General features: G+C 64.9%; 18 protein-coding genes. 12 read left to right on the forward strand and 6 right to left on the reverse strand.

Annotated features, from left to right (window positions below; all coding sequences use genetic code 11):
• Positions 1 to 45 precede the first annotated feature (45 nt).
• Positions 46 to 3,225, reverse strand: a complete 3,180-nt coding sequence (locus tag LO55_RS12020; protein WP_071361608.1) for an Rne/Rng family ribonuclease — start codon at positions 3,223 to 3,225, stop codon at positions 46 to 48.
• 691 nt (positions 3,226 to 3,916) lie between these two features.
• On the opposite strand from LO55_RS12020, the gene LO55_RS12025 reads away from it, so the two are divergent.
• From LO55_RS12025 to LO55_RS12040, 4 genes are all read left to right on the forward strand, one after another.
• A complete protein-coding gene (locus tag LO55_RS12025; RefSeq protein ID WP_177185595.1) occupies positions 3,917 to 4,900 on the forward strand; it encodes an RluA family pseudouridine synthase in 984 nt (327 codons plus the stop codon).
• A gap of 61 nt (positions 4,901 to 4,961) precedes the next feature.
• A complete protein-coding gene (locus LO55_RS12030) occupies positions 4,962 to 5,621 on the forward strand; it encodes an HAD-IIIA family hydrolase (protein WP_071361610.1) in 660 nt (219 codons plus the stop codon).
• A 16-nt stretch (positions 5,622 to 5,637) separates the two neighbouring features.
• Positions 5,638 to 6,015 carry a Rieske (2Fe-2S) protein gene (locus tag LO55_RS12035; protein WP_071363775.1) on the forward strand — a complete coding sequence of 126 codons (378 nt, stop codon included), beginning with the start codon at positions 5,638 to 5,640 and terminating at the stop codon, positions 6,013 to 6,015.
• A 27-nt stretch (positions 6,016 to 6,042) separates the two neighbouring features.
• Positions 6,043 to 7,038, forward strand: coding sequence for a S49 family peptidase (locus LO55_RS12040; RefSeq protein ID WP_071361611.1), 996 nt, complete (start codon positions 6,043 to 6,045; stop codon positions 7,036 to 7,038).
• 351 nt (positions 7,039 to 7,389) lie between these two features.
• Here the strand turns inward: LO55_RS12040 and LO55_RS26320 are convergent, their stop codons facing one another.
• Positions 7,390 to 7,806: a hypothetical protein gene (locus LO55_RS26320; RefSeq protein WP_143054507.1), complete on the reverse strand. Its 417-nt coding sequence runs from the start codon at positions 7,804 to 7,806 to the stop codon at positions 7,390 to 7,392.
• Positions 7,807 to 8,047: 241 nt separating this feature from the next.
• Between LO55_RS26320 and LO55_RS12050 the strand changes: the two genes are divergently transcribed.
• The 3 genes from LO55_RS12050 to LO55_RS12060 all read left to right on the forward strand — a co-directional run bounded on the left by LO55_RS12050 (position 8,048) and on the right by LO55_RS12060 (position 11,088).
• On the forward strand, positions 8,048 to 8,764 hold the full coding sequence (locus LO55_RS12050) for a pseudouridine synthase (RefSeq protein ID WP_071361613.1): 717 nt from the start codon (positions 8,048 to 8,050) through the stop codon (positions 8,762 to 8,764).
• 191 nt (positions 8,765 to 8,955) lie between these two features.
• Complete coding sequence (locus tag LO55_RS12055) at positions 8,956 to 10,041, forward strand: phospholipase A (RefSeq protein ID WP_307188248.1); 1,086 nt, start codon at positions 8,956 to 8,958, stop codon at positions 10,039 to 10,041.
• Positions 10,042 to 10,095: 54 nt separating this feature from the next.
• Positions 10,096 to 11,088, forward strand: coding sequence for a fumarylacetoacetate hydrolase family protein (locus LO55_RS12060; RefSeq protein ID WP_071361615.1), 993 nt, complete (start codon positions 10,096 to 10,098; stop codon positions 11,086 to 11,088).
• 23 nt (positions 11,089 to 11,111) lie between these two features.
• Here the strand turns inward: LO55_RS12060 and LO55_RS12065 are convergent, their stop codons facing one another.
• Positions 11,112 to 12,290 carry a coiled-coil domain-containing protein gene (locus LO55_RS12065; protein ID WP_071361616.1) on the reverse strand — a complete coding sequence of 393 codons (1,179 nt, stop codon included), beginning with the start codon at positions 12,288 to 12,290 and terminating at the stop codon, positions 11,112 to 11,114.
• Positions 12,291 to 12,582: 292 nt separating this feature from the next.
• On the opposite strand from LO55_RS12065, the gene LO55_RS12070 reads away from it, so the two are divergent.
• The 3 genes from LO55_RS12070 to flhA all read left to right on the forward strand — a co-directional run bounded on the left by LO55_RS12070 (position 12,583) and on the right by flhA (position 17,293).
• Positions 12,583 to 13,848, forward strand: a complete 1,266-nt coding sequence (locus LO55_RS12070; protein ID WP_229410132.1) for an MraY family glycosyltransferase — start codon at positions 12,583 to 12,585, stop codon at positions 13,846 to 13,848.
• Positions 13,849 to 13,977: 129 nt separating this feature from the next.
• A complete protein-coding gene (gene flhB / locus LO55_RS12075; RefSeq protein WP_071361618.1) occupies positions 13,978 to 15,159 on the forward strand; it encodes a flagellar biosynthesis protein FlhB in 1,182 nt (393 codons plus the stop codon).
• Positions 15,160 to 15,175: 16 nt separating this feature from the next.
• Positions 15,176 to 17,293, forward strand: a complete 2,118-nt coding sequence (flhA, locus tag LO55_RS12080) for a flagellar biosynthesis protein FlhA (RefSeq protein ID WP_071361619.1) — start codon at positions 15,176 to 15,178, stop codon at positions 17,291 to 17,293.
• Between the two features lie 31 nt (positions 17,294 to 17,324).
• On the opposite strand, the gene LO55_RS12085 is transcribed toward flhA, so the two are convergent.
• The 3 genes from LO55_RS12085 to LO55_RS12095 all read right to left on the reverse strand — a co-directional run bounded on the left by LO55_RS12085 (position 17,325) and on the right by LO55_RS12095 (position 18,625).
• Positions 17,325 to 17,606: a hypothetical protein gene (locus tag LO55_RS12085; RefSeq protein ID WP_071361620.1), complete on the reverse strand. Its 282-nt coding sequence runs from the start codon at positions 17,604 to 17,606 to the stop codon at positions 17,325 to 17,327.
• On the reverse strand, positions 17,603 to 18,061 hold the full coding sequence (locus LO55_RS12090; RefSeq protein ID WP_071361621.1) for a DUF2778 domain-containing protein: 459 nt from the start codon (positions 18,059 to 18,061) through the stop codon (positions 17,603 to 17,605). The genes LO55_RS12085 and LO55_RS12090 overlap by 4 nt, the downstream gene beginning before the upstream one ends.
• A 216-nt stretch (positions 18,062 to 18,277) precedes the next feature.
• Positions 18,278 to 18,625: a hypothetical protein gene (locus tag LO55_RS12095; protein WP_071361622.1), complete on the reverse strand. Its 348-nt coding sequence runs from the start codon at positions 18,623 to 18,625 to the stop codon at positions 18,278 to 18,280.
• 268 nt (positions 18,626 to 18,893) lie between these two features.
• Here LO55_RS12095 and flhF point away from each other — a divergent pair, with 268 nt between their 5' ends.
• Together flhF and LO55_RS12105 are read left to right on the forward strand one after the other, a co-directional pair.
• The gene (flhF, locus tag LO55_RS12100; RefSeq protein WP_071361623.1) at positions 18,894 to 20,285 is read left to right on the forward strand and encodes a flagellar biosynthesis GTPase FlhF; all 1,392 of its coding nucleotides are present in this window, start codon (positions 18,894 to 18,896) and stop codon (positions 20,283 to 20,285) included.
• Positions 20,278 to 21,099, forward strand: coding sequence for a MinD/ParA family ATP-binding protein (locus tag LO55_RS12105; protein ID WP_071361624.1), 822 nt, complete (start codon positions 20,278 to 20,280; stop codon positions 21,097 to 21,099). Before flhF ends, LO55_RS12105 begins: the two co-directional genes overlap by 8 nt.
• The last annotated feature ends 19 nt before the right edge of the window (positions 21,100 to 21,118 follow it).

Genomic DNA, 21,118 nt, shown 5'->3' on the forward strand with positions numbered 1-21,118 from the left:
TTCCTGCAAGCGCAGGAACGACGTGATGGCGCAGCCGATGATTGCTTACTGGCGCGTATCGACCTGCACCAGCGGCTCGTCTACCGGCGCGACCACTGGCTTGCGGGCGCGGCCCAGGCGGACCGGCGGCGCCACGGCCGCTTCCTGGGCGGCGCGCAGTTTTTCAGGGTCGGTCGATGCCAGTTGCAGGCCGGCCTGGGCCAGCACTTCGTCCAGCTTGGCCGGGGCTTCGACCGGCGCAGCCGCCAGGGCGGCGCCCGGCGCAGGTGCGCTGGCCACAGGCGCGGCGGCTGGCGTCGGGGCGACGCTGACCGCCGGTGCGGCTGCAGGCGCCGGCTCGACCGCCGACGCGGCGACCGGTTCGGCTGCCGGCGCGGTGTCGACGACGGGCGCCGGCGCCGGAGCAGCCGCAGGTGCGGCAGCCTGAGCGGCCTCGGCGCGTGCTTCGGCAACCGACGCCGCGGTCGGGAACATGTTCTGCTGAGCGGCAACCGAGGCTGCGGTCGGGAACGGGTTCTGTTGAGCGGCAACCGAAGCTGCGGTCGGGAACGGGATCTGCTCGGCAGCAACCGGCGCCGGTGCGACAGGCGCAGGAGCAGGCGCAGGCGCAGGAGCGGCAGCCTGCTCGGCCTCAGCCTTCGCAGCCGCCACCGACGCCGCGGTCGGGAACGGCCATGCATCGTGCGTGGCGGCGCGTGCCGGCTTGGCCTTCGCGGCCTTGGCGGCGGCGGCGACCTTGGCCGCTTCTTCATCGGCTACCGGGGCGAAAGCCGGCGCGTCGTCCGCACCTTCCAGCGCTTCTCCCTCGACCTGGTCACGGTCGCGACGATTGCGGTTACGGCCGCCACGGCGACGACGGCGGCGCGGCTCGTCGCCTTCGCCTTCGATTTCCTCGCCATCCGGGCCGATCGTCGTCACCGACTTCACGACCTGCTGCACGATTTCCTGGGTGCCTTCCGGACCGCTGGTGCTGACTGCAACAGTGGCGCTCGACACGACCTGGCTCACGCTGACTTCGTCGAGCTTGGCTTCGATGGCCTGGGTGGTGCGCTCGACACGTTCGGTGCGCTCGCGCGGCTGGCGTGGCTGGCGCTCCTTGCGCTCGCCGCCGCGTTCTGCACGCTCGGGACGCTCGGCGCCCTCGACGCGCGCCGCGCCTTCGACCTGTTCGCGCGGTTCACGCGGCTCGCGTGGCTCGCGTGGCTTGCGCTCGCGCGGCTGGCGCGGCTGGCGGCCTTCGCGGGCCTCTTCGCCTGGTGCGCCCTTGGCGATTTCCTCGCCCGGCGCGCCCTTGGCGACGGTGGTGGCGACCGCGTCGCGCTCTTCGCGCTCACGGCCCGGCTTGGCGCCGCGTTCGCCGCGCTCGCCATTGCGGCCACCGTTGCGGCCATTCTTGTTGCGGTTGTTGCGCTCGCCACGCTCGGCCGGCGCAGGCGCGGCCGGCTTCTCGGCCACCACTGGCGCCGGGGCCGGTTCTTCCGGCTTGCCGAAGAAGAAGTCGCGCAGGCGGGCGAAGAAACCTTTCTCGGCCGGGGCCGGGGCAGGGGCAGGGGCAGGGGCCGGCGCGGCGGCGGCTTTCGCCGGCTTGGCCGCTTCGCTGCGGTCGACCACCGGGGCCGGCTGGGCCGGGGTGATGGTCTTGACGACGGCTTCCTGGCGCGGCTTCGCTTCTTCCTTCTGACGCTTGGCGTAAGCCATGTCGGTGTCGGCGGTCTCGGCCATCGCATAGCTGGCGTGCGCGTCTTCCAGGCGCGGATCGTCGTGCTTGATGCGCTCGAGCTTGTAGTGCGGGGTGTCCAGATGCTTGTTCGGGATCAGGATCACGGTGATGCGGTGGCGGTTCTCGATCTTGAGCACTTCGCCGCGCTTTTCGTTCAGCAGGAAGGCGGCGACGTCGACCGGCACCTGCACGTGGATCGCGGCCGAATTCTCTTTCATGGCCTCTTCCTGGATGATACGCAGGACTTGCAGGGCCGACGATTCGGTATCACGGATGTGGCCGGTGCCCGAGCAGCGCGGGCAGGTCACGTGCGAGCCTTCCGACAGCGAAGGACGCAGGCGCTGGCGCGACAGTTCCATCAGGCCGAAGCGCGAGATCTTGCCCATCTGGACGCGGGCGCGGTCGTGGTGCAGGGCGTCCTTGAGGCGCTGCTCGACTTCGCGCTGGTTCTTGGCCACTTCCATGTCGATGAAGTCGATCACGATCAGGCCGCCCAGGTCGCGCAGGCGCAGCTGGCGGGCGACTTCGTCGGCCGCTTCGCAGTTCGTGTTGAAGGCGGTGGTTTCGATGTCCGAGCCGCGGGTGGCGCGCGCCGAGTTGACGTCGATGGAAACCAGGGCTTCGGTGTGGTCGATCACGATCGCGCCGCCCGACGGCAGCGGCACGGTGCGCGCGTAGGCGGTCTCGATCTGGTGTTCGATCTGGAAACGCGAGAACAGCGGCACGTCGTCGCTGTAGCGCTTCACGCGGTGCGCCATGTCGGGCATCACGTGGCTCATGAACTGCTGCGCCTGTTCGTAGATCTCGTCGGTGTCGATCAGGACTTCGCCGATGTCGGGCTGGAAGTAATCGCGGATGGCGCGGATGACCAGCGACGACTCCTGATAGATCAGGAAGGCGCCCGGGGCCGACTTGCCGGCGCCTTCGATCGCGCGCCACAGCTGCATCAGGTAGTTCAAGTCCCACTGCAGCTCTTCGACGGTGCGGCCGATGCCGGCGGTGCGGGCGATCACCGACATGCCTTGCGGCAGGTCGAGCTTGTCCATGGTTTCGCGCAGTTCCTGGCGCTCTTCGCCTTCGACGCGGCGCGACACGCCGCCGCCGCGCGGGTTGTTCGGCATCAGGACCAGGTAGCGGCCGGCCAGCGAGATGAACGAGGTCAGGGCGGCGCCCTTGTTACCGCGTTCTTCCTTCTCGACCTGGACCATGATTTCCTGGCCTTCCTTCAGCGCTTCCTTGATGGTGCAGTTGCGCACGTCGACGCCCTCGCGGAAATACGAGCGGGCGACTTCTTTGAAGGGGAGGAATCCGTGGCGGTCTTCGCCGTAGGAGACGAAGCAGGCTTCGAGGGAGGGTTCGATGCGGGTGATGACACCCTTGTAGATGTTGGACTTGCGTTGCTCGCGACCGGCGGTCTCGATATCGATGTCGATCAGTTTTTGACCGTCGACAATCGCTACGCGCAGCTCCTCTTGCTGCGTAGCGTTAAACAACATACGTTTCATTTTTATAAACTCCGCGACCCGGGGGCCGTGTGATGGCCGCCCTCGCGGGCGGCGCAGCTACAGGGATGTATGCGGGGATGGGAGTCCAGGAGGGGAAATGCCCGTGGCGTGCGATACAGCGGGAAACAGTGACCACCGCGAAAAACTGCGAGTGAACACCGCGTCGCTGCCGCAACAGGGCGCTGTGGGGCCGAACGTCATTGTCCACGCACGCCGCGACCTGCGCTGGCCGCCTGCCACCACGTTGGGGTGGCACAGCGGAGCGAGGGGGTGTGCTAAAACCAGCCCGGCTCGAAGCCGACGACCGTCCAGGACCTGGAGGCGAAAAGACAGCCTAACTCACAAGTCTCGAGGACGGCCTTGCATCGGGCCCGGCGAAAACGACAAGCGTTATCGACACCATCACCCGACAAGCAAGATTTGCTTGCCGGTACTTATCCTTAAGAATCCTGACAATCCAATCCTGCATCTTTGCGCGCAACCCGATTACAACTGCAGGTGCAACCCTGATCGGCGCAAGGATGTGCGTACACGTTACTTTCCATCGAATTTGCAATGAGCGGGGCCGATGGAGCGCGCCCCTGTGTAAAATATCGTTTTAATTCTTACACCAGCAGAGGTTTGACCGCCGCCTGTCGATTATATATTCAAAATGAAGGACTTAGAGAGAATTTCTGGGAAGACAGAGCGAATGGCGACCCAAAACGATGTTGTTCCCCCTTCATCACAACAGGCTCTGCAGGCGCAATTTGTCACGATCGGCGAAGAAGACGCCGGACAGCGTATCGATAACTACCTGTTGCGTGTCTGCAAAGGTGTACCGAAGAGTCATATCTACCGCATCCTCCGTTCGGGTGAAGTGCGTGTCAACAAGGGCAGGATCGACCAGTTGTACCGCCTGGTCGAGGGCGATATGGTGCGCATCCCGCCGATCCGCATCGCCGAAAAAGCCAGCAACGACACCGTGCCGGGGACCGAATTCCCGGTGGTGTTTGAAGACGCGCACTTGCTCGTCATTAACAAGCCTGCCGGCGTGGCCGTGCATGGCGGTTCCGGCGTGTCCTACGGCGTGATCGAGCAATTGCGCGCGGCGCGGCCACAAGCCAAGTTCCTGGAACTGGTGCACCGGCTCGACCGCGAAACCTCGGGCCTGCTCCTGATCGGCAAGAAGCGCAGCGCACTGACCCACCTGCACGACCAGATGCGCGACGGGACCACCGACAAGCGTTATTTTGCGGCGGTGAAGGGCAACTGGCAGAACAAGCGCCAGCACGTCAAATTGCCGCTGCATAAATACACGACGGCGGATGGCGAGAAGCGGGTCGTGGTCCAGGCCGGCGGCCAGGAAGCGCACACCATTTTCAATCTCTTGAAAAAATGGCATGATTTCGCCCTGCTCGAAGCCGAACTCAAGACGGGCCGCACGCACCAGATCCGGGTGCATCTCGCCTCGAGCGGGTTCCCGATCCTGGGTGACGAAAAGTATGGCGACTTTGCTTTCAACAAACAGTTGCACAAGGCGGGCGGGGGACGCGGGGCGCTCAAGCGCATGTTCCTGCACGCGCACCAGATCACGTTCACCCACCCGGACAGCGGCGAACGGATGACCTTGCGCGCGCCGATGCCCGAAGAGTGCGAACGGTTCCTGGTAAGCCTGGGAGAGCCCAGTGCGTGATATAACACCTGCGCACGATCGAACAACTAAGGAGACAGGCGCCCTGGGTCGCCGCTAAATAATGGCAAGAAAACAATTTGACCTGATCGTGTTCGACTGGGACGGCACGCTGATGGACAGCACGGCGGCCATCGTCAAGTGCATCCAGGCGGCGGCGCGCGACCTCGGCCTGCCGGTCCCGAGCGACGCCTCGGCCGCCCACGTCATCGGTCTCGGCCTGGCCGAGGCGATGCAGGCGGTGATGCCCGACATCCAGCCGGCCATGTATCCGCGCATGGTCGAGCGCTACCGCTATCACTTCCTCACCAAGGACCACGAACTGGTGCTGTTCAAGGGCGTTCGCGAGATGTTGGCCGATCTTAACAACGAGGGTTATTTTTTGGCGGTGGCTACCGGCAAGAGCCGGGTAGGCCTCAACCGGGCCCTGAACGCCACCGGCCTGTTGTCGATCTTCGACGCGACCCGTTGTGCGGATGAGACATTCTCGAAGCCCCATCCGGCCATGCTGCAAGAACTGACCCGCGAACTGGGCCAGGACCTGCGCCGCACCGTGATGATCGGCGACACCACCCACGATCTCTTGATGGCGAACAATGCCGGCGCGTCCGGCATCGCTGTCGAGTTCGGCGCACACCCGGTGGCCCAGCTGCAAGCCTGCCACCCGCTGTTCTCGGCGCGCTCGATTCCCGAGCTGCATGCCTGGCTGCTCGAGCATGCCTGAATCCGCGGGCGCGCAGATGGCGGACGATGAACGCCTGTTCGTGTGCGATGCCGAGGGTTTATTGGACGGCGGCCGTGGCGTCCGCTTCGCGCTGCTGGCCTGGGGGCAGCCGGCCACCGGTTTCGTGATCCGCCACCGCGGCCAGGTGCATGGCTACCTGAACCGCTGCGCCCATGTGCCGATCGAGCTCGATTGGCGGGAAGGGGAGTTCTTCGAGTCCGGCGGCCAGTACCTGATGTGCGCCACCCACGGCGCGGTCTACGAGCCCGACAGCGGCAAATGCGCCGGCGGTCCGTGCCGCGGCGGGCGCCTGCATCCGATCGCCGTACACGAAGGCGCGGGCAAGATATACTGGCTGCCCGACGAGCGGTTCCGCGCGCCTGCGCAGGGATAGCGCTCGCCTTCGACCCCATCCGACTTTATGAGTGACCAAACGAACCACCCCGGCGACAGCCGGCTCGCATCGAATCCGACGATCGGCAACTGGGAGCGCGAAACGCTCGAGAAACTGGTGTTCGCCACCGTCCAGGAGCGGCGCCGCGCCCGGCGCTGGAGCATTTTCTTCAAACTGAGCTTCCTTACTGTCGCCCTGCTGGCGCTGTGGGCGTATTACGACTTCAATTTCGGCAGCGGCGACGTCGAAAACCTGGGCCGCCACACGGCCCTGATCGAAATCAACGGCGAGATCGAAGCCGAGGGCAGCGGCGCGGCCGATACCGTGATCCCCTCGCTGAACAAGGCGTTTTCCGACCCCGGGTCGGCGGCGGTGGTGCTGCGCATCGACAGCCCCGGCGGCAGTCCGGTCCAGGCCGGCATCATCGTGGACGAGATCCAGCGCCTCAAGCGCGGCTACCCCGACAAGCCCCTGTACGTGGTGGTGGACGAGATCTGCGCCTCGGGCGGCTACTACATTGCCTCGGCGGCCGACCGCATCTACGTCAACAAGGCCTCGATCGTCGGCTCGGTCGGCGTGCTGATGGACAGCTTCGGCTTCACCGGCACCATGGACAAGCTCGGCATCGAGCGGCGCCTGCTGACGGCCGGCGAGAACAAGGGTTTCCTCGACCCGTTCAGTCCGCAATCCGAAAAACACCGCGAACACGCCCAGGAGATGCTCAACGAGATCCACCAGCAATTCATCGCGGTGGTGCGGGCAGGCCGCGGCAAGCGCCTGAAGGAAACCCCGGAAACCTTCTCCGGCCTGTACTGGACCGGCGCCAAGGCGGTGGACATGGGCCTGGCCGACGCCTTCGGCACCGTCGACACGGTGGCGCGCGACATCGTCAAGGCCGAGGACATCGTCGACTACACGGCGCACGAAGGCTTGCCAGAAAGAGTGCTCAAGAAATTTGGCGCCGCGGTCGGCGAAAGCGCGGTCAAGGCGGCCTACCACGGAGCCGTGCCGAAATTGCGCTGAACATTTTGTCCTTGAATACCGACGGCTAGCGGCTATAGTGGAACGGTAGCGCGAGCAGCAAGGGTCGGCGAGGCAGATGCGTCGATCGGCCCGGACGGCGACACGCTATCCACCGCACGCGGTGCGGTTTTCGAGAGAATTCAATTCCTCACGGTAGTACGTCCCTGGGAGGCTTGCCGCATGGCCTGCCTGCCGCAGGAACGGAAACGACGGCCTTGGCCGTCGTTTCCATTTATACCTCATCGGTTTGTACTTCATCGGTACGGCTACCGCGCTCCTCCAGTTTTTCCGTCGCCCTGTTTTCCGGTCTCATCGAGGTGCCTCCGGCGTCCTGCCGGGAGGCGTGCCGGTTCAGGTACAAGTGCCGCACTGACGGGCATCGCCATCGCGATCCGAACGGCAGGTGGGCTGTGAATTCTGCTGCGTAGGGTATTGGCTGTGTTGTTGGGAGACCTGCAATCCACCTTGTGGCAAGCTGACCTTTGGTGGATGCCACATCGACGGCTTTCGGAAAGGTATCTGCTCTTCATGCTGGGCAAAGCCGCCACGGTCGAGCCAAGCCTGGTGGTCGCGCACGGTGCGGGCATACCAGGCGGCGCGCAGCGGTGGGTGGCCGCCGTGCAGGTGGGGAATTCCGCCGCCGCGCCAGCGCGCCATGGCGAGTCGGGTCGGGAAAAGCGCCGCATGGTCCTTGGCGAGCCGTTGGCGCGCACAATGGGCCTCATGAGCGGAAAGCTTTCCATTTGCTGTGTCGAGATCGTCGTTCACGTTCATTCCTATCCTTTGGCTATGGCCGCCCCCTTTCAAGGACGTCGTAGGTGCCGTTAGGCGGATTCCTAACGTGTTGAAGTCTATCAATGCGAATTTCGAAAGGCTTGACGCTGCTCAAATGAACGGGTGCATGCAAAATGGGTCGGAGGTAACGGTAACAGATTGACCCGATAACGCTAACAGTCTTGCCTGGCAATGCTTTCCCAAGGGGCGTGCGCATCTGGTAAAGTCTCGGCCCATGAGTAAATTGTCCTTAGACCGCATCTTGCAATCGCAGGGATTCGGCACCCGCAAATATTGCCGCGCGCTGATCGAGGACGGCGACGTCGCCGTCAACGGCGCGACCGTCGACAGCTATAAAGCCACCTTCGACACCGATGGCCTGGTCCTGACCGTGTTCGACGAAGAATGGCCGTATCGCGAGCACGTCTATATCGCGCTGTACAAGCCGGCCAACTTCGAATGCTCGCGTAAACCAAGCCACCATCCGGGCGTGCTGACCCTGCTGCCGGAACAGTTTACCTGGCGCGAGGTGCAGCCGGTCGGCCGTCTCGACCACGACACCACGGGCATGCTCCTGATGTCGGACGACGGTCCGTTCATCCACGCCCAGTCCTCGCCCAAGCGCCACGTGCCCAAGGTTTACCAGGCCACGACCGCCGAGCCGGTCACCGCCGAACTGGTCGCCCACATGCTGGCCGGCGTGCAGCTGAACGACGAGCCGGCGCCCCTGAAGGCGGTGTCCTGTGTCCAGCGCGGCGAGCACACCCTCGAGATCGTCCTGGAGCAGGGCAAATACCACCAGGTCAAGCGGATGCTGGCCGCCGCCGGCAACCATTGCAGCGCGCTGCACCGCTCGCAGATCGGCGGCCTGACGCTGGAATCGCTCGGCCTCGAAGAGGGCGAATGGTGCTTCCTCGACCAGGCCCAGCTCGACTTGCTGGTGCCTGCCTGATCGATCCCGCAAACAGGCAGGCTTAACTGCATGCCTGGATGCAATACGTGCGACACCCACAAGAAATATCCGCGACACTTACGCGCGATGGCAACTGAATACCAGTTGCTGCGCGAACGTTTTGATATAAAACAATAAATATGCACGCCTATCGCCCGAGAATTTCTCATACCATCGCCCTGGTTCCTCTCTTGCTGGCACTGCCGGCATTGGCCCAGACCGCACCGCAAACCCTGGCCGAATGCGCCGCCATCGCCGACGGCAGCCAGCGCCTGGCCTGCTTCGACGGCGTTGCCGCCAGCCAGGCGGCCGCAGCTGCCGGCGCCGGTCCGGCCACCGCCGCCGTCGCCACGCCTGCCACCCCGGCCGCCGTGCCGCCGGTGCCGACCACGGCGCCAGTGGCCGAGGGCGCTTTCGATGCGCCGCGCACCAGCGCGGTGGACCGCACCGCCTCGGTCGATCCGGTGGTGCAGGCCGCGTCCCAGTACACGTTGAGCAGCCACTGGGAACTCGACCCGCGCGACAAGCGTGGCGTGTTCAAGTTCCGTCCGCATCGCCCGAGCTACCTGATGGCGACCCGCACCCACCGGCCGAACGAAGAGCCGTACCGCGACTTCCTGGCCGCCGATCCGGATGCCGAAGGCCTGTCGAAGGCCGAGCTGGAGTTCCAGCTCAGCTTCAAGATGAAGATGGCCGAGACGCTGTTCGAGCTGCCGGTCGACGTCTGGTTCGGCTATACCCAGAACAGCTTCTGGCAGGCGGCCAACCATGAGGCGTCCAGCCCGTTCCGCGAGACCAATTACCAGCCCGAGGTCATGGTCGTCACGCCGCTCGACTACGCGCTGGCGGGCGTCAACGTGCGCTTCCTGAACCTGGGCTTCGTGCACCAGTCGAATGGCCAGTCGTCGACGCTGTCGCGCAGCTGGAACCGGTTCTATGCCCAGGTCGGCCTGGAGCGCGGCCCGCTGACCATGACGGCCAAGGTCTGGAAGCGCGTCAACGAATCGTTCGACGACGACAACAACCCGGACATCATCGACTACATGGGCCGCTTCGAACTCGAAGGCAATTACCGCTTGAACGGTGGCCACGAGCTGTCGGCCATGGTGCGCCGTAACTTCAGCACTGACAAGGGTGCGGTCCAGGTCGGATGGGCCTTCCCGCTGGCGGGCCCGGTCAAGGGCTATGTCAATGCCTTCGCCGGCTATGGCCAGAGCATGATCGACTATAACTACTTCCAGCGCGCGCTCGGCGCCGGCATCATCGTCAAGTACTGAGGCCGGGGTACTGAGCCGTATCGTAGAATGGCGGCCTCGCACCAGGAGGCTTCCATGAAACTCGCCACGCTCGACGACGGCACCCGCGACGGCCAGCTGGCCGTGGTGTCGCGTGACCTGAAAACCGCCCACGTCGCCGACGGCATCGCGCCCAGCCTGCGCGCCGCCCTCGACGACTGGGCCTTCATCGCGCCCCAGCTCGACGTTCTTTATCGTCAACTGAACGAGGGCAAGGCGCGCCGTCCCTTCGACTTCGACCCGGCCCGCTGCATGGCCCCGCTGCCGCGCGCGAGCGGGCGCGTGTGCAGCGCCGCCTACCTGCATCACCACGAACTGGAACGCCGCGCCGCTGGCGCCGAATTGCCGGCGGCCTGGCGCGACGAGCCGCAACTGGCGCGCGCGGCCGGCGACGCCTTCCTGGGGCCGCGGCAAGACCTGGTGCTGGCGCGCGAGGAGTGGGGCATCGACTTCGGCGCCGAACTGGCGGTCGTGAGCGGCGACCTGGCGCAGGGCGCGACGCTGGACGCGGCGCATGGACAGATCCGCCTGCTGTTGCTGGCCAATGACGTCACCTTGCAGAACCTGGCGGCCAATGAGCGCGCCACTGGCCTGGGCCTGCTGCATGCCAAGCCGGCGACCGCTTTCGCGCCGGTGGCGGTGACGCCGGACGAGCTGGGCGAGGCCTGGCGCGGCGGCAAGGCCGCGCTGCCGTTGCGGGTGGTGTGGAACGGCAATCCGGTCGGGACCCTGGAGGCGGGGGAGGACATGGCCTTCAGCTTCCCGCAACTGCTGGCGGCGCTGGCCGCCGGCCGCAAGGTCACGGCGGGCACCATTCTCGGCGCGGGCGTGGTCGCGAACCGCGCGACGCGCCGCCACACGCCGGGTTACGCCAGCATCGCCACGCAGCGCTGGCAGGAAACGATCGATGGCGGCGAAGCCGTCACCCAGTACCTGCGGTTCGGCGACACGGTGCGCATCGAGATGCTCGATGAGAACGGCAAATCGTTGTTCGGGGCGATCGAGCAGACGGTACGGCCGGCGGTGTAGCCGGCTGCGGGCGCCGGCCGACCCTACCGCCAAAATCCACTATCGTCGCGCTCGCCCCGCATGTCCACTTCGACCGGCCGGCTGACCCGGCGCAGCGCATCGGCGCGCAGCAGCCGGCCGTCCGGCTCGTGCAGCCGGTACCAGAGAAAGGCGACGCCGGACAGGGACAGGCGTTCGCCGCCGAACAGGTTGCCGCGCACCTGGGTCAAGCCTTCCAGCCGCAGGTCGACGTCCAGCACCAGGGCGCCGGCGCTGCGTTCGGCCTGGCCAAGGTAGCGCGCCGCGGTAAACAAGGGGCTTTTGTCACTGGCTTCGCCTGCCCGTAAGCCCTCGGTGAAGGCGTCGACCGCCTTCAGCTGCGCCCTGGCGGCGGCCTCGACGGCCTGCAGTTCTTTCTTGAGTTCGCCTTTGGCGGCGTCGGCCAGCATTTCCAGCCGCGCCGCGTGCTGGGCCAGCACCGACCGTTCCCCCGCCACCAGCCTGACCTGGTCGAGCAGGCGCGCATGCCGCGCAATGTCGAGTTCGCCCATATAGCCGCCGCTCAGTCCCGCCAGGCGGGCGGGGCAGGAACGCGCCAGCGCGCTGGCGAACAGGGCGCGCGCGCCGTCGCCATAGGCGCTGCCGGCCAGCGTCGCGTCGCTCTTGAACAGGCTGGCGAGGTCGGCCCCGGCGCGGAGTAATACCGTGGGCGCGGTGAGCCAGATCAACGGTATCGCCGTGCGGCGGTCAGCCGATTCCGGGGTGTGCGCGTTAATGTAGCGTTGCAGCTCGAGATTGCGCGCGGCCAATTCCTGCGCGGTGCGCGCGAGGGCGCCGTCGACGGTGCGCGCCGCCACCACGCCCTGGCTGACGATCGGGTCGTACAGGGTGACCTGGCGGTCCTGGGGCAGGCCGGCGCAGACTTCAGTGGCGAGTTCCAGCGCCAGGTCGAAGGCACGCGCCAGCCCGGCGGCGCCGAGTTTGGCGGCGTCGACGTTGCCGCTCAATGCCTTGGCCTGGGCCGGCGGCAGGCGCGCCAGCAGTTCCGCGCGCTCGGCTTCGGCCAGCGCCTGCCGGGTTTCTGCTTCCAGCAGGCGGGCCTGGGCTTCCAGCAATTCGGGGGAAGGGGCGGCCTGCGACCGGGCCAGGCCCGGGTGCAGCGCGCTCAGGCATAACACAATATAAAAAATGAAACTAAATGGCTTGCGATTATGTTTTGCCATGGTTCACCTTGTTTGTGAACGAGAAATAAATCTATCTAAATATCACTGAAGAAAAGTGTAACAATTTGTCGAGAAATATTAGGAGAAGTTTCAGGGCGATTGATTGGCAGATCGCAACGTCCCTAGAATCGTCGAATTGTTCTTGCACAATCAATAGCTTGCATGACGTAACAGTGCGTTTGTGACATTGGGATAGAATCCGTGGCCGAGCACGTTTGCCGGAAGATCAACAAGAAATGCGCTAGAATTGACGAGTTAACAAAGTGGTTCTATGAGTATTAATAACCTGCCCATGGCTGGCCTCGAAATCGGCTTTGCCACATCGCTGATCTGCTCCCTCCTGCTCGTGTTCACCACACGCTGGCACGGGCGCTATTCGCTCGACGCGACGCGCGGTGTACAGAAATTCCACATCACCCCGACCCCGCGCATCGGCGGCGCCGCCATCATGATCGGCCTGTGGATGGCGCTGGGCGTGCTGCCGCAGGCGCAGCAGGAATTGTTGCTGCCGGTGCTGATCGCCTCGCTGCCGGCCTTCGTGTTCGGCCTGGCCGAAGACCTGACCCGCACCGTGTCCGTGCGCGCGCGCCTGCTGGCGACCATGGCCAGCGGCGCGGTCTGCTGGTTCCTGACCGGCGTCACCCTCCAATACACCGGCCTGGCGCCGCTCGACGGCTTGCTGGGCTGGCTGCCGTTCTCGGTGCTGTTCACCGCCTTCGCGGTGGGCGGCGTGGCCAATGCGGTCAACATCATCGACGGTTTCAACGGCCTGGCCAGCGGCACGGTCGTGATCGGCCTGGCCACCCTGGGCCTGATCGCCCTGGGCGCCGGCGACGTCCACCTGGCCCAGCTGTGCTTCGTGATCTGCGCCGTGACGGCCGGCTTCTTCGTCGTCAATTTCCCGTTTGGCAAATTGTTCCTCGGCGACGGCGGCGCCTACCTGCTGGGCTTCCTGCTGGCCTGGCTGTCGGTGATGCTGGTCTACCGCAATCCCTCGGTCTCGGCCTGGGCCCCGCTGCTGGCCTGCGCCTATCCGGTCTTCGAAACCCTGTTCACCATCTGCCGCCGCCTGTGGTGCCGCCGCCATCCGGGCCATCCGGACAGCTGGCACCTGCACAGCCTGGTCAAGACGGCGATCACCGCGCGCTATCTGCGCATGCTGCCGGCGCCGCTGCGCAATGCCTGCGTGTCGCCGGTGTCGTGGAGCATCGCCCTGGTGCCGGCCACGCTGGCCGTCAACCATGCGAACACCCCCGCCGTGCTGATGCAGGGCGTGGTTGCCAGTTTCGCGCTGTACCTGGTCGTGTACGGCCTGGTGGTCGCCGCCTGGCGCGCCCGCCGCCGCCTGCCGGCGCACGTGGCCGCCGCCCCACTGGCGCCGGCCACCACGTCCACCGTCAAGGTGGTCAAGCCCGTGGTCGCCCCGATCGCCCCAGTGATCGCGCCGGTGATCGTGTCCGCCCGCATCGCCAAGCCGACCGCGGCCAACCAGCCGGCCCCGCTGTCCGACCTCGGCCGCGAGCAGCCGGCCCCGGCCTTCGTCCGTCGCCGCATGTAATGCCAGGCATCCGGCCGCGAACAGCGGCCGCTTTCCCATCCTGTTTTATATCTAGCCGCACGGCAATTCCGGCGATAATTTCATTTGCGCGGTACAAAGGCGCATGTGACATAGTTTGGCGGAGTAGGCATGTCGGAAGATAGCGACGCAGAAAAGACAGAAGACGCATCGCCCCGGAAGATCGAGAAGGCGCGCGAGGAAGGCGACGTTCCCAGATCGCGGGAGCTGGCCACCTTTACCGTCCTGATGACTGCCGGGGCTTGCCTGTGGGCCTTTGGCGGCATGCTCGTCGGCAAATTGAGCCTGGCGCTCAAGTCCGGCCTGTCGCTCGACCGCGAACAGGTCTTCAATCCCGCCATCCTGATCGAGCGCATCCTCAATGACCTGGTCGCCGTGCTGCTGGCGTGCCTGCCGATCGCCGGCGCCATCATGGTCATCGCCCTGGTCTCGCCGCTCCTGATCGGCGGCTGGCTGTTCTCGTCCAAGGCTTTCATGCCCAATTTCATGAAGCTGAACCCGATCAAGGGTATTGGCAATATGTTCTCGAAAAACGCCCTGGTCGAGCTGCTCAAGGCGGTCGCCAAGACCATCGTCGTGGGCGTGGTGGCGTATATCGTGGTCAGCGGCCAGAAGGAGGCGATGCTGGGCCTGGCGGTCGAGCCCCTCAATGAAAGCAGCGCCCACGTGGGCGCCATGATCGGCAAATCCTTCCTGTTCATCGTCGGCGCGCTCGGCTTCATCGCCCTGATCGACGGTCCTTACCAGTTATGGCACTGGAAAGACAAACTGAAAATGACGCGCCAGGAAATGATCCAGGAATCCAAGGAGTCGGACGGCAATCCTCAGATTAAGGGGAAGATTCGCCAGTTGCAGCGCGAAATGGCCCGGGGACGGATGATGCAAAATGTACCTACTGCAGATGTGATCGTCACTAACCCGACCCACTATGCGGTGGCGCTGAAGTATACGGACGGCAAGGGTGCGCCGCGGGTCGTGGCCAAGGGCATCGACGACGTGGCCGCCAAGATCCGCGAGCTGGGCCAGGAACACAAGGTCACGCTGATGGAAGCCCCGGCCCTGGCCCGCGCCCTGTACAAGCATACCGATATCGACGAAGAGATCCCGGAAAAGCTGTACTCGGCGGTGGCGGAAGTGCTGGCCTATGTCTACCAGCTGCGCGCCTACAAGAAGGGCGAAGGGGATTACCCGGATCGCCCGACGAAGTTGAAAGTGCCCGACGAGATGGACCCGCTGAACCCGGCGTCGCAACAGCCAGCGCCGCCTAAGCCAGGGGGGGCCGAATTGAACTGAACACGGAGTGAACTGAATGACCAACAGCATGAAACTGCCAGCCTGGATGAGCGGCCTCGGTGCACGAGGCGGCAAGGCGGCAGCCGCGCCCGTACTGATCATCATGCTGCTGGCAATGATGATCCTGCCGTTGCCGGCCTTCGTGCTCGACGTGTTCTTCAGCTTCAATATCGCGCTGTCGATCATCGTGCTCCTGACCGCACTGTATACAGTCAAGCCGCTCGACTTCCTGGCCTTCCCGGCCATCCTGCTGGTCTCGACCATGCTGCGCCTGGCGCTGAACGTCGCTTCCACCCGTATCGTTTTGACCGAAGGCCACACCGGCGGCGCCGCGGCCGGCAAGGTCATCGAGGCTTTCGGCCACTTCCTGATCGGCGGTAACTACACCGTCGGTATCGTCGTCTTCATCATTCTCACCATCATCAACTTCTCGGTCGTGACCAAGGGCGCGGGCCGTATCGCCGAAGTCGGCGCACGCTTCGCCCTGGATGCGATGCCTGGCAAGCAGATGGCGATCGACGCCGACCTGAACGCCGGCCTGATCGGCGAAGCCGAAGCCCGCAAGCGCCGCCAGGAAGTGGCGCAGGAAGCCGAATTCTACGGCGCCATGGACGGCGCCTCGAAGTACGTGAAGGGCGACGCCGTCGCCGGCATCATGATTACCGTGATCAACGTCGTGGCGGGCCTGATCGTCGGCGTGGTGATGCACGATCTTGCTTTCGGCGAAGCGACCAAGGTCTACACCCTGCTGGCCATCGGTGACGGCCTGGTGGCCCAGATTCCATCGCTGATCATCTCGATCGCGGCCGGTATGGTCGTGTCGCGCGTCGCCAACGACGAAGACGTGAGCTCGCAGCTGACCAACCAGCTGATGGCCAAGCCCGAGACGATGTACATCACCGCCGCCATCATCGGCGGCCTGGGGATGATCCCGGGCATGCCGAACCTGGTGTTCCTGCTGCTGGGCGGCTCGCTGGCCGGCGCCGGTTACCTGATCTCCAAGCGTCGCAAGGAAGCGCCGGCCAAGGAAGAAGCGGCCGCCGCGGCCGCCGCCGAGGCGACCGCCGCCAAACAGGCCCCTAGCGAGAGCGAAGAAGCGACCTGGCAGGACGTCATGCCGGTCGACACGCTGGGCCTGGAAGTCGGTTACCGCCTGATCCCGCTGGTCGACAAGAACCAGGGCGGCGAGCTGCTCAAGCGTATCAAGGGCATCCGCAAGAAGTTCGCGCAAGAAGTGGGCTTCCTGGCGCCGCCGGTGCACATCCGCGACAACCTGGAACTCAAGCCATCGGCCTACCGCATCACCCTGAAGGGCGTGGAAGTGGGCAGCGGCGAAGCGCTGAACGGCCAGTTCCTGGCAATCAACCCGGGCATGGCCAGCGGCACCTTGCCTGGCCTGGTGACCACCGATCCGGCCTTCGGCCTGCCGGCCACCTGGATCGAAGCCGGCCTGCGCGACGAAGCGCAGAGCATGGGCTACACCGTGGTCGACGCCGGCACCGTGGTGGCGACCCACCTGAACCACCTGATCACGATGCACGCCTCGGAACTGCTGGGCCGTATGGAAGTGCAGGCGCTGCTGGACCACCTGGGCAAGGAAACGCCGAAGCTGGTCGAAGACCTGGTGCCGAAGGTCGTGTCGCTGTCGACCCTGCAGAAAGTGCTGCAGAATCTGCTGGTCGAAGGCGTGCACATCCGCGACATGCGCTCGATCATCGAGGCGCTGTCGGAGCACGCGAACATGACGCAAGACCCGTCGGAACTGACCGCCGTGGTGCGTGTGGCCCTGGGCCGCGCCATCGTCCAGCAGCTGTTCCCGGGCGAGAACGAGTTGTCGGTGATGACCCTGGACAACCGCCTCGAGCGTCTGCTGATGCAGGCGATGGGCGCCGGCGGCGACGGCACCGGCATCGAGCCGGGCCTGGCCGACACCATCGCCCAGCAGGCGGCCCATTCGGCCAACCAGCAGGAACAGATGGGCCACACCCCGGTGCTGCTGGTGCCGGCCCCGCTGCGCGTGCTGCTGTCGCGCTTCCTGCGCCGCGCCGTGCCGCAGCTGAAAGTGCTGTCGCATGCAGAAGTGCCGGAAACCAAGACGATTCGGGTGACCAGCCTGGTGGGTGTGCCGATGTAATGGGGGAGGGCGGTGTTCGTATGCCGCCCGGTCAGTCGGTGATCGCCGTGAAGCGGCCGGCTCTGCGCCAGATGAATCGGCAGAGCGCCGTGACGAGCAGCACGACGATGAATGAGAAGCCGAGTGCGAGAAGCGTTTCGAGATCTGCCAGTTCCTCGCCATTTGTCGAGCCATATACATCGATTGCCCAGAGTGCGAATGACTCGGGCACGCGAGGGAAAAGATCAGGGCGAACGAGGATCAGTCGGGTGAGCGCGACAGTGGCGACGAGGATCCAGATGGCGACAAGGACACGCGTGACGGTTTTGTTCACCTGACGATGACCCTTCCATAGGCCTGCAGCGGGCTTCCCGGAACGTCGACCTGGTTGCTTGCTTTGAGATGGGCGCGCAATATGTTGAAGTCAGCCAGACTCTCCAAAGTGATGCAACCCTGGCTCACGCCGCCGACTCGGTTCGGATGAAGTCTGAAGTTTCCTCGCTTTACATCGTCGCAAAATACTTCGTCATCAATCTTGCCGTCCGCTGCATAGAGGGCAAACCACTCCGATCGGTCTCGCAACAGATCCCGTAGAGCGCCTAATCTGCCACCTGACTGACGATCCACAATATAGTAGGTGCCGGGAGGAATGGGACCGAGGTTTGGGGTGCAAATAAACTCCCGTTGGTTCACATGCCTGCCAAGGCCTGAGAACGCCGGAAAGTGAGTTGCGCCCATCTTGAACAGGCTCATCGGTTTGCCGTTGAGTTCGAACGTGCACTCGACCATTCGCTATCTCCTAAATTTAGCCAACAAGCTTTTGATCATAGGGAGATGGCGTATGCAGTCAGTGAGTCTTCGCAATAAGTTGGCAGGTACCCACCCGTAAGCTGTCATGGAATTTCCTGCTATATTTATTGGCCGACTGGCTTTCAGGTGCGAGCGAATGATGCACGCTCATGATGATAGATCGCGTTCGCTCGCTGAGCCGCAACAACAGGCTCGTCATTTGACGTTGATCGTGCGCTCGACCAGGCCCAGGTCGGTAATGGTCACCAGTACATCCAGCGGCGTGTCGGAGTCGGCGTGCAAATAGAACTCGACGCCGCCTGGCCCGCCCTCGGAATCGTGCGGCCCGATATTGGTCACATATACATTGGCCTGGCCCAGGTGGGGGTGGCCGGGAGAGGAATCGTGGGTAAAGGTCACGGCACCCGTCCCGCCCCCGCAGCTCCACTCGACAGCGGTGACCATGACGGCGGAGCGCTCGCACATCTTTTGCCAGTCCCAGTTGTAATTGCATCGCACGCGGCCCTGGACGTTGCGATACAGCAATCGAATCGATTTGACCATGGTGTCCTCCCGGCGCCATCGACAGATGGCCTGCCTTCCTGTTTAGACCTCCACGCGCGAGCAAAGATCGTCCAAGCATAGACGCCTTTTGACGACAATCCCGGCTTGTCACTTCGTCAAAAAGTATCGATTTTACTGATTCCGTCGAAATAGACCATTTTCCCCATCCTTTTCCCCTGATGGTTTCCTGAGGGCATCGTTAATAATGCTTCCTATCGATGGGCATCGTGCCCGTCATGCAGAATCAGATTGAAGCGCGGAGAACCAGATGAAGGTGAAGAAATTTACGGCAGCAACGTCCCGAGATGCATTGCGCAAGGTGCGCGAAGCCCTTGGTCCGGATGCCGTCATCCTCTCCAACCGTCCAGTCGACGGCCAGGTCGAGATCCTGGCGCTGGACAACGATGACGTGGCCTCGCTGGCCGCGCCGGCCGCCGATTCGGAAATGGCCCAGCCAGCGCCGCAGCTGCAGCACTTCGACGACCTGGCCCCAATGCCGGCTGCGGCCCCCGCCGCCGCCCCGGCCTTCCTGTCGCGCCGCCTGCAGGACGCCGCCCCGGCCGCGCCAGCGGCGCCGATCGCGCCAGCCTACGCGGAAGTGCCCCCGGCCCCGACCTACGCCGAGCGCCGCGCGCCGGCCCCGGAGCCGACCATCGACATGAGCGCCATGACCTCGATGATGAGCGCCGCCATCGCCCAGGCCAAGGAATCGGCCGCCGCCGAGATGAACGGCATGATGAGCGAGATCCGCGCCATGCGCGGCCTGATGGAAACCCAGCTGGCCGAACTGTCGTGGAACGCCACCGCCCAGCGCGAGCCGCACAAGGCGACCGTGCTGCGCGAGATGCTGGCCGCCGGTTTCTCGGCCACCCTGGCGCGCTTCCTGATTGAAAAAATGCCGGCGACCAAGGATGCCGCGGAAGCCATGCGCTGGGTGAAGACCGTGCTGGCGCGTAACCTGACCACCATCGGCAACGAAGACGCGCTGCTGGAGCAGGGCGGCGTGTACGCCCTGGTCGGCCCGACCGGCGTCGGCAAGACCACCACCACCGCCAAGCTGGCCGCGCGCTGCGTGATGCGCCACGGCCCGGACAAGCTGGCCCTGATCACCACCGACGCCTACCGTATCGGCGGCCACGAGCAGCTGCGCATCTACGGCAAGATCCTGGGCGTGATGGTGCACTCGGTGAAGGACGAAGCCGACCTGCGCATCGCCCTGAAGGAATTGCGCAACAAGCACACCGTGCTGATCGACACCATCGGCATGTCGCAGCGCGACCACATGGTGGCCGAGCAGGTCGCCATGCTGTCCGGCTCGGGCGCCGACGTGAAGCGCCTGCTGTGCCTGAACTCGACCTCGACCAACGAAACGCTGAACGAAGTGGTGCGCGCCTACCAGGGCAGCGGCCTGCACGGCGCCATCATGACCAAGATGGACGAAGCCGCATCGATCGGCGGCGTGCTCGACGTCGTGATCCGCCAGAAGCTGAACCTGCACTACATCTCGAACGGCCAGCGCGTGCCGGAAGACCTGCACGTGGCCGACCGCAACCTGCTGGTGGACCGCGCTTTCCGCAACCGCGGCAACGGCGCAAATGAAGCCGACATGCCGCTGATGATGGCTGCGGCACAAGCCGCGCGCGAGGTGAACCGTGGCTAGTTTCGATTTCGACCAGGCCGAAGGCCTGCGCCGCATGCTGCAGGGCCCGCGTCCGCGCGTGGTCACCTTCCTGTCGGCCACGCCTGAAGACGACAAGGGCGCCATGCTGGTCAACCTGGGCGCCTCGCTGGCCCAGACCGGCAACGACGTGCTGATCGTCGACGCCTGCGAAGTGGAATACGGCGTCGCGCGCCGGCTCGGCATGAACCGGCGCGCCTCGCTGCTGCAGGTGGCGCGCCAGGAAAGCGCGTTGAACCAGGTGATCCGCCCGGCGCCGCAAGGCTTTTCGGTGGTGCCGATGGGCGCGCCCGAAACCGCAGCCGAGGCGCGCCGCCTGGGCAATACCTTCGACGTGCTGGCGCTGCAAACCGGCATCGTCATCGTCGACGCCGAGCTCGGCCCGGACGGCGATTTCCCGGTGGCCTCGATGCTCGATTCCGAGATCGTGGTGCAGGTGTCCACCAGCGCGGCGTCTATCACGAACGCCTATGCGCTGATCAAGCGGCTGTCGCAGCAACTGGGCCGGCGCCCATTCGGTATCCTTGTTACCGGTGCGACAGAGGCAGAGGCCAAGGTGGTATACGATAATATGTCAGCAGCAGCAACACGTTACCTTGCCGTCAAGCTCAGTTTCATGGGCTCGGTGCCGGCCGACGAGTATCTGCACCGGGCCGCGCGCCTGGGCCGGGCCGTGGTCGACGCCTTCCCGCTGGCCGGCGCGTCGGTGGCGTTTCGCCAGCTGGCAGGCAAGTTCGCGCTGCACGCCATGCCGCAGTTCGGCAAGCAGGGGAGCGCGGCCCACTTTGGTTCGTAATCGACATCGGCAATAGAAG

Source organism: Massilia timonae, assembly GCF_001866515.1.
GTDB lineage: Bacteria > Pseudomonadota > Gammaproteobacteria > Burkholderiales > Burkholderiaceae_D > Telluria > Telluria timonae.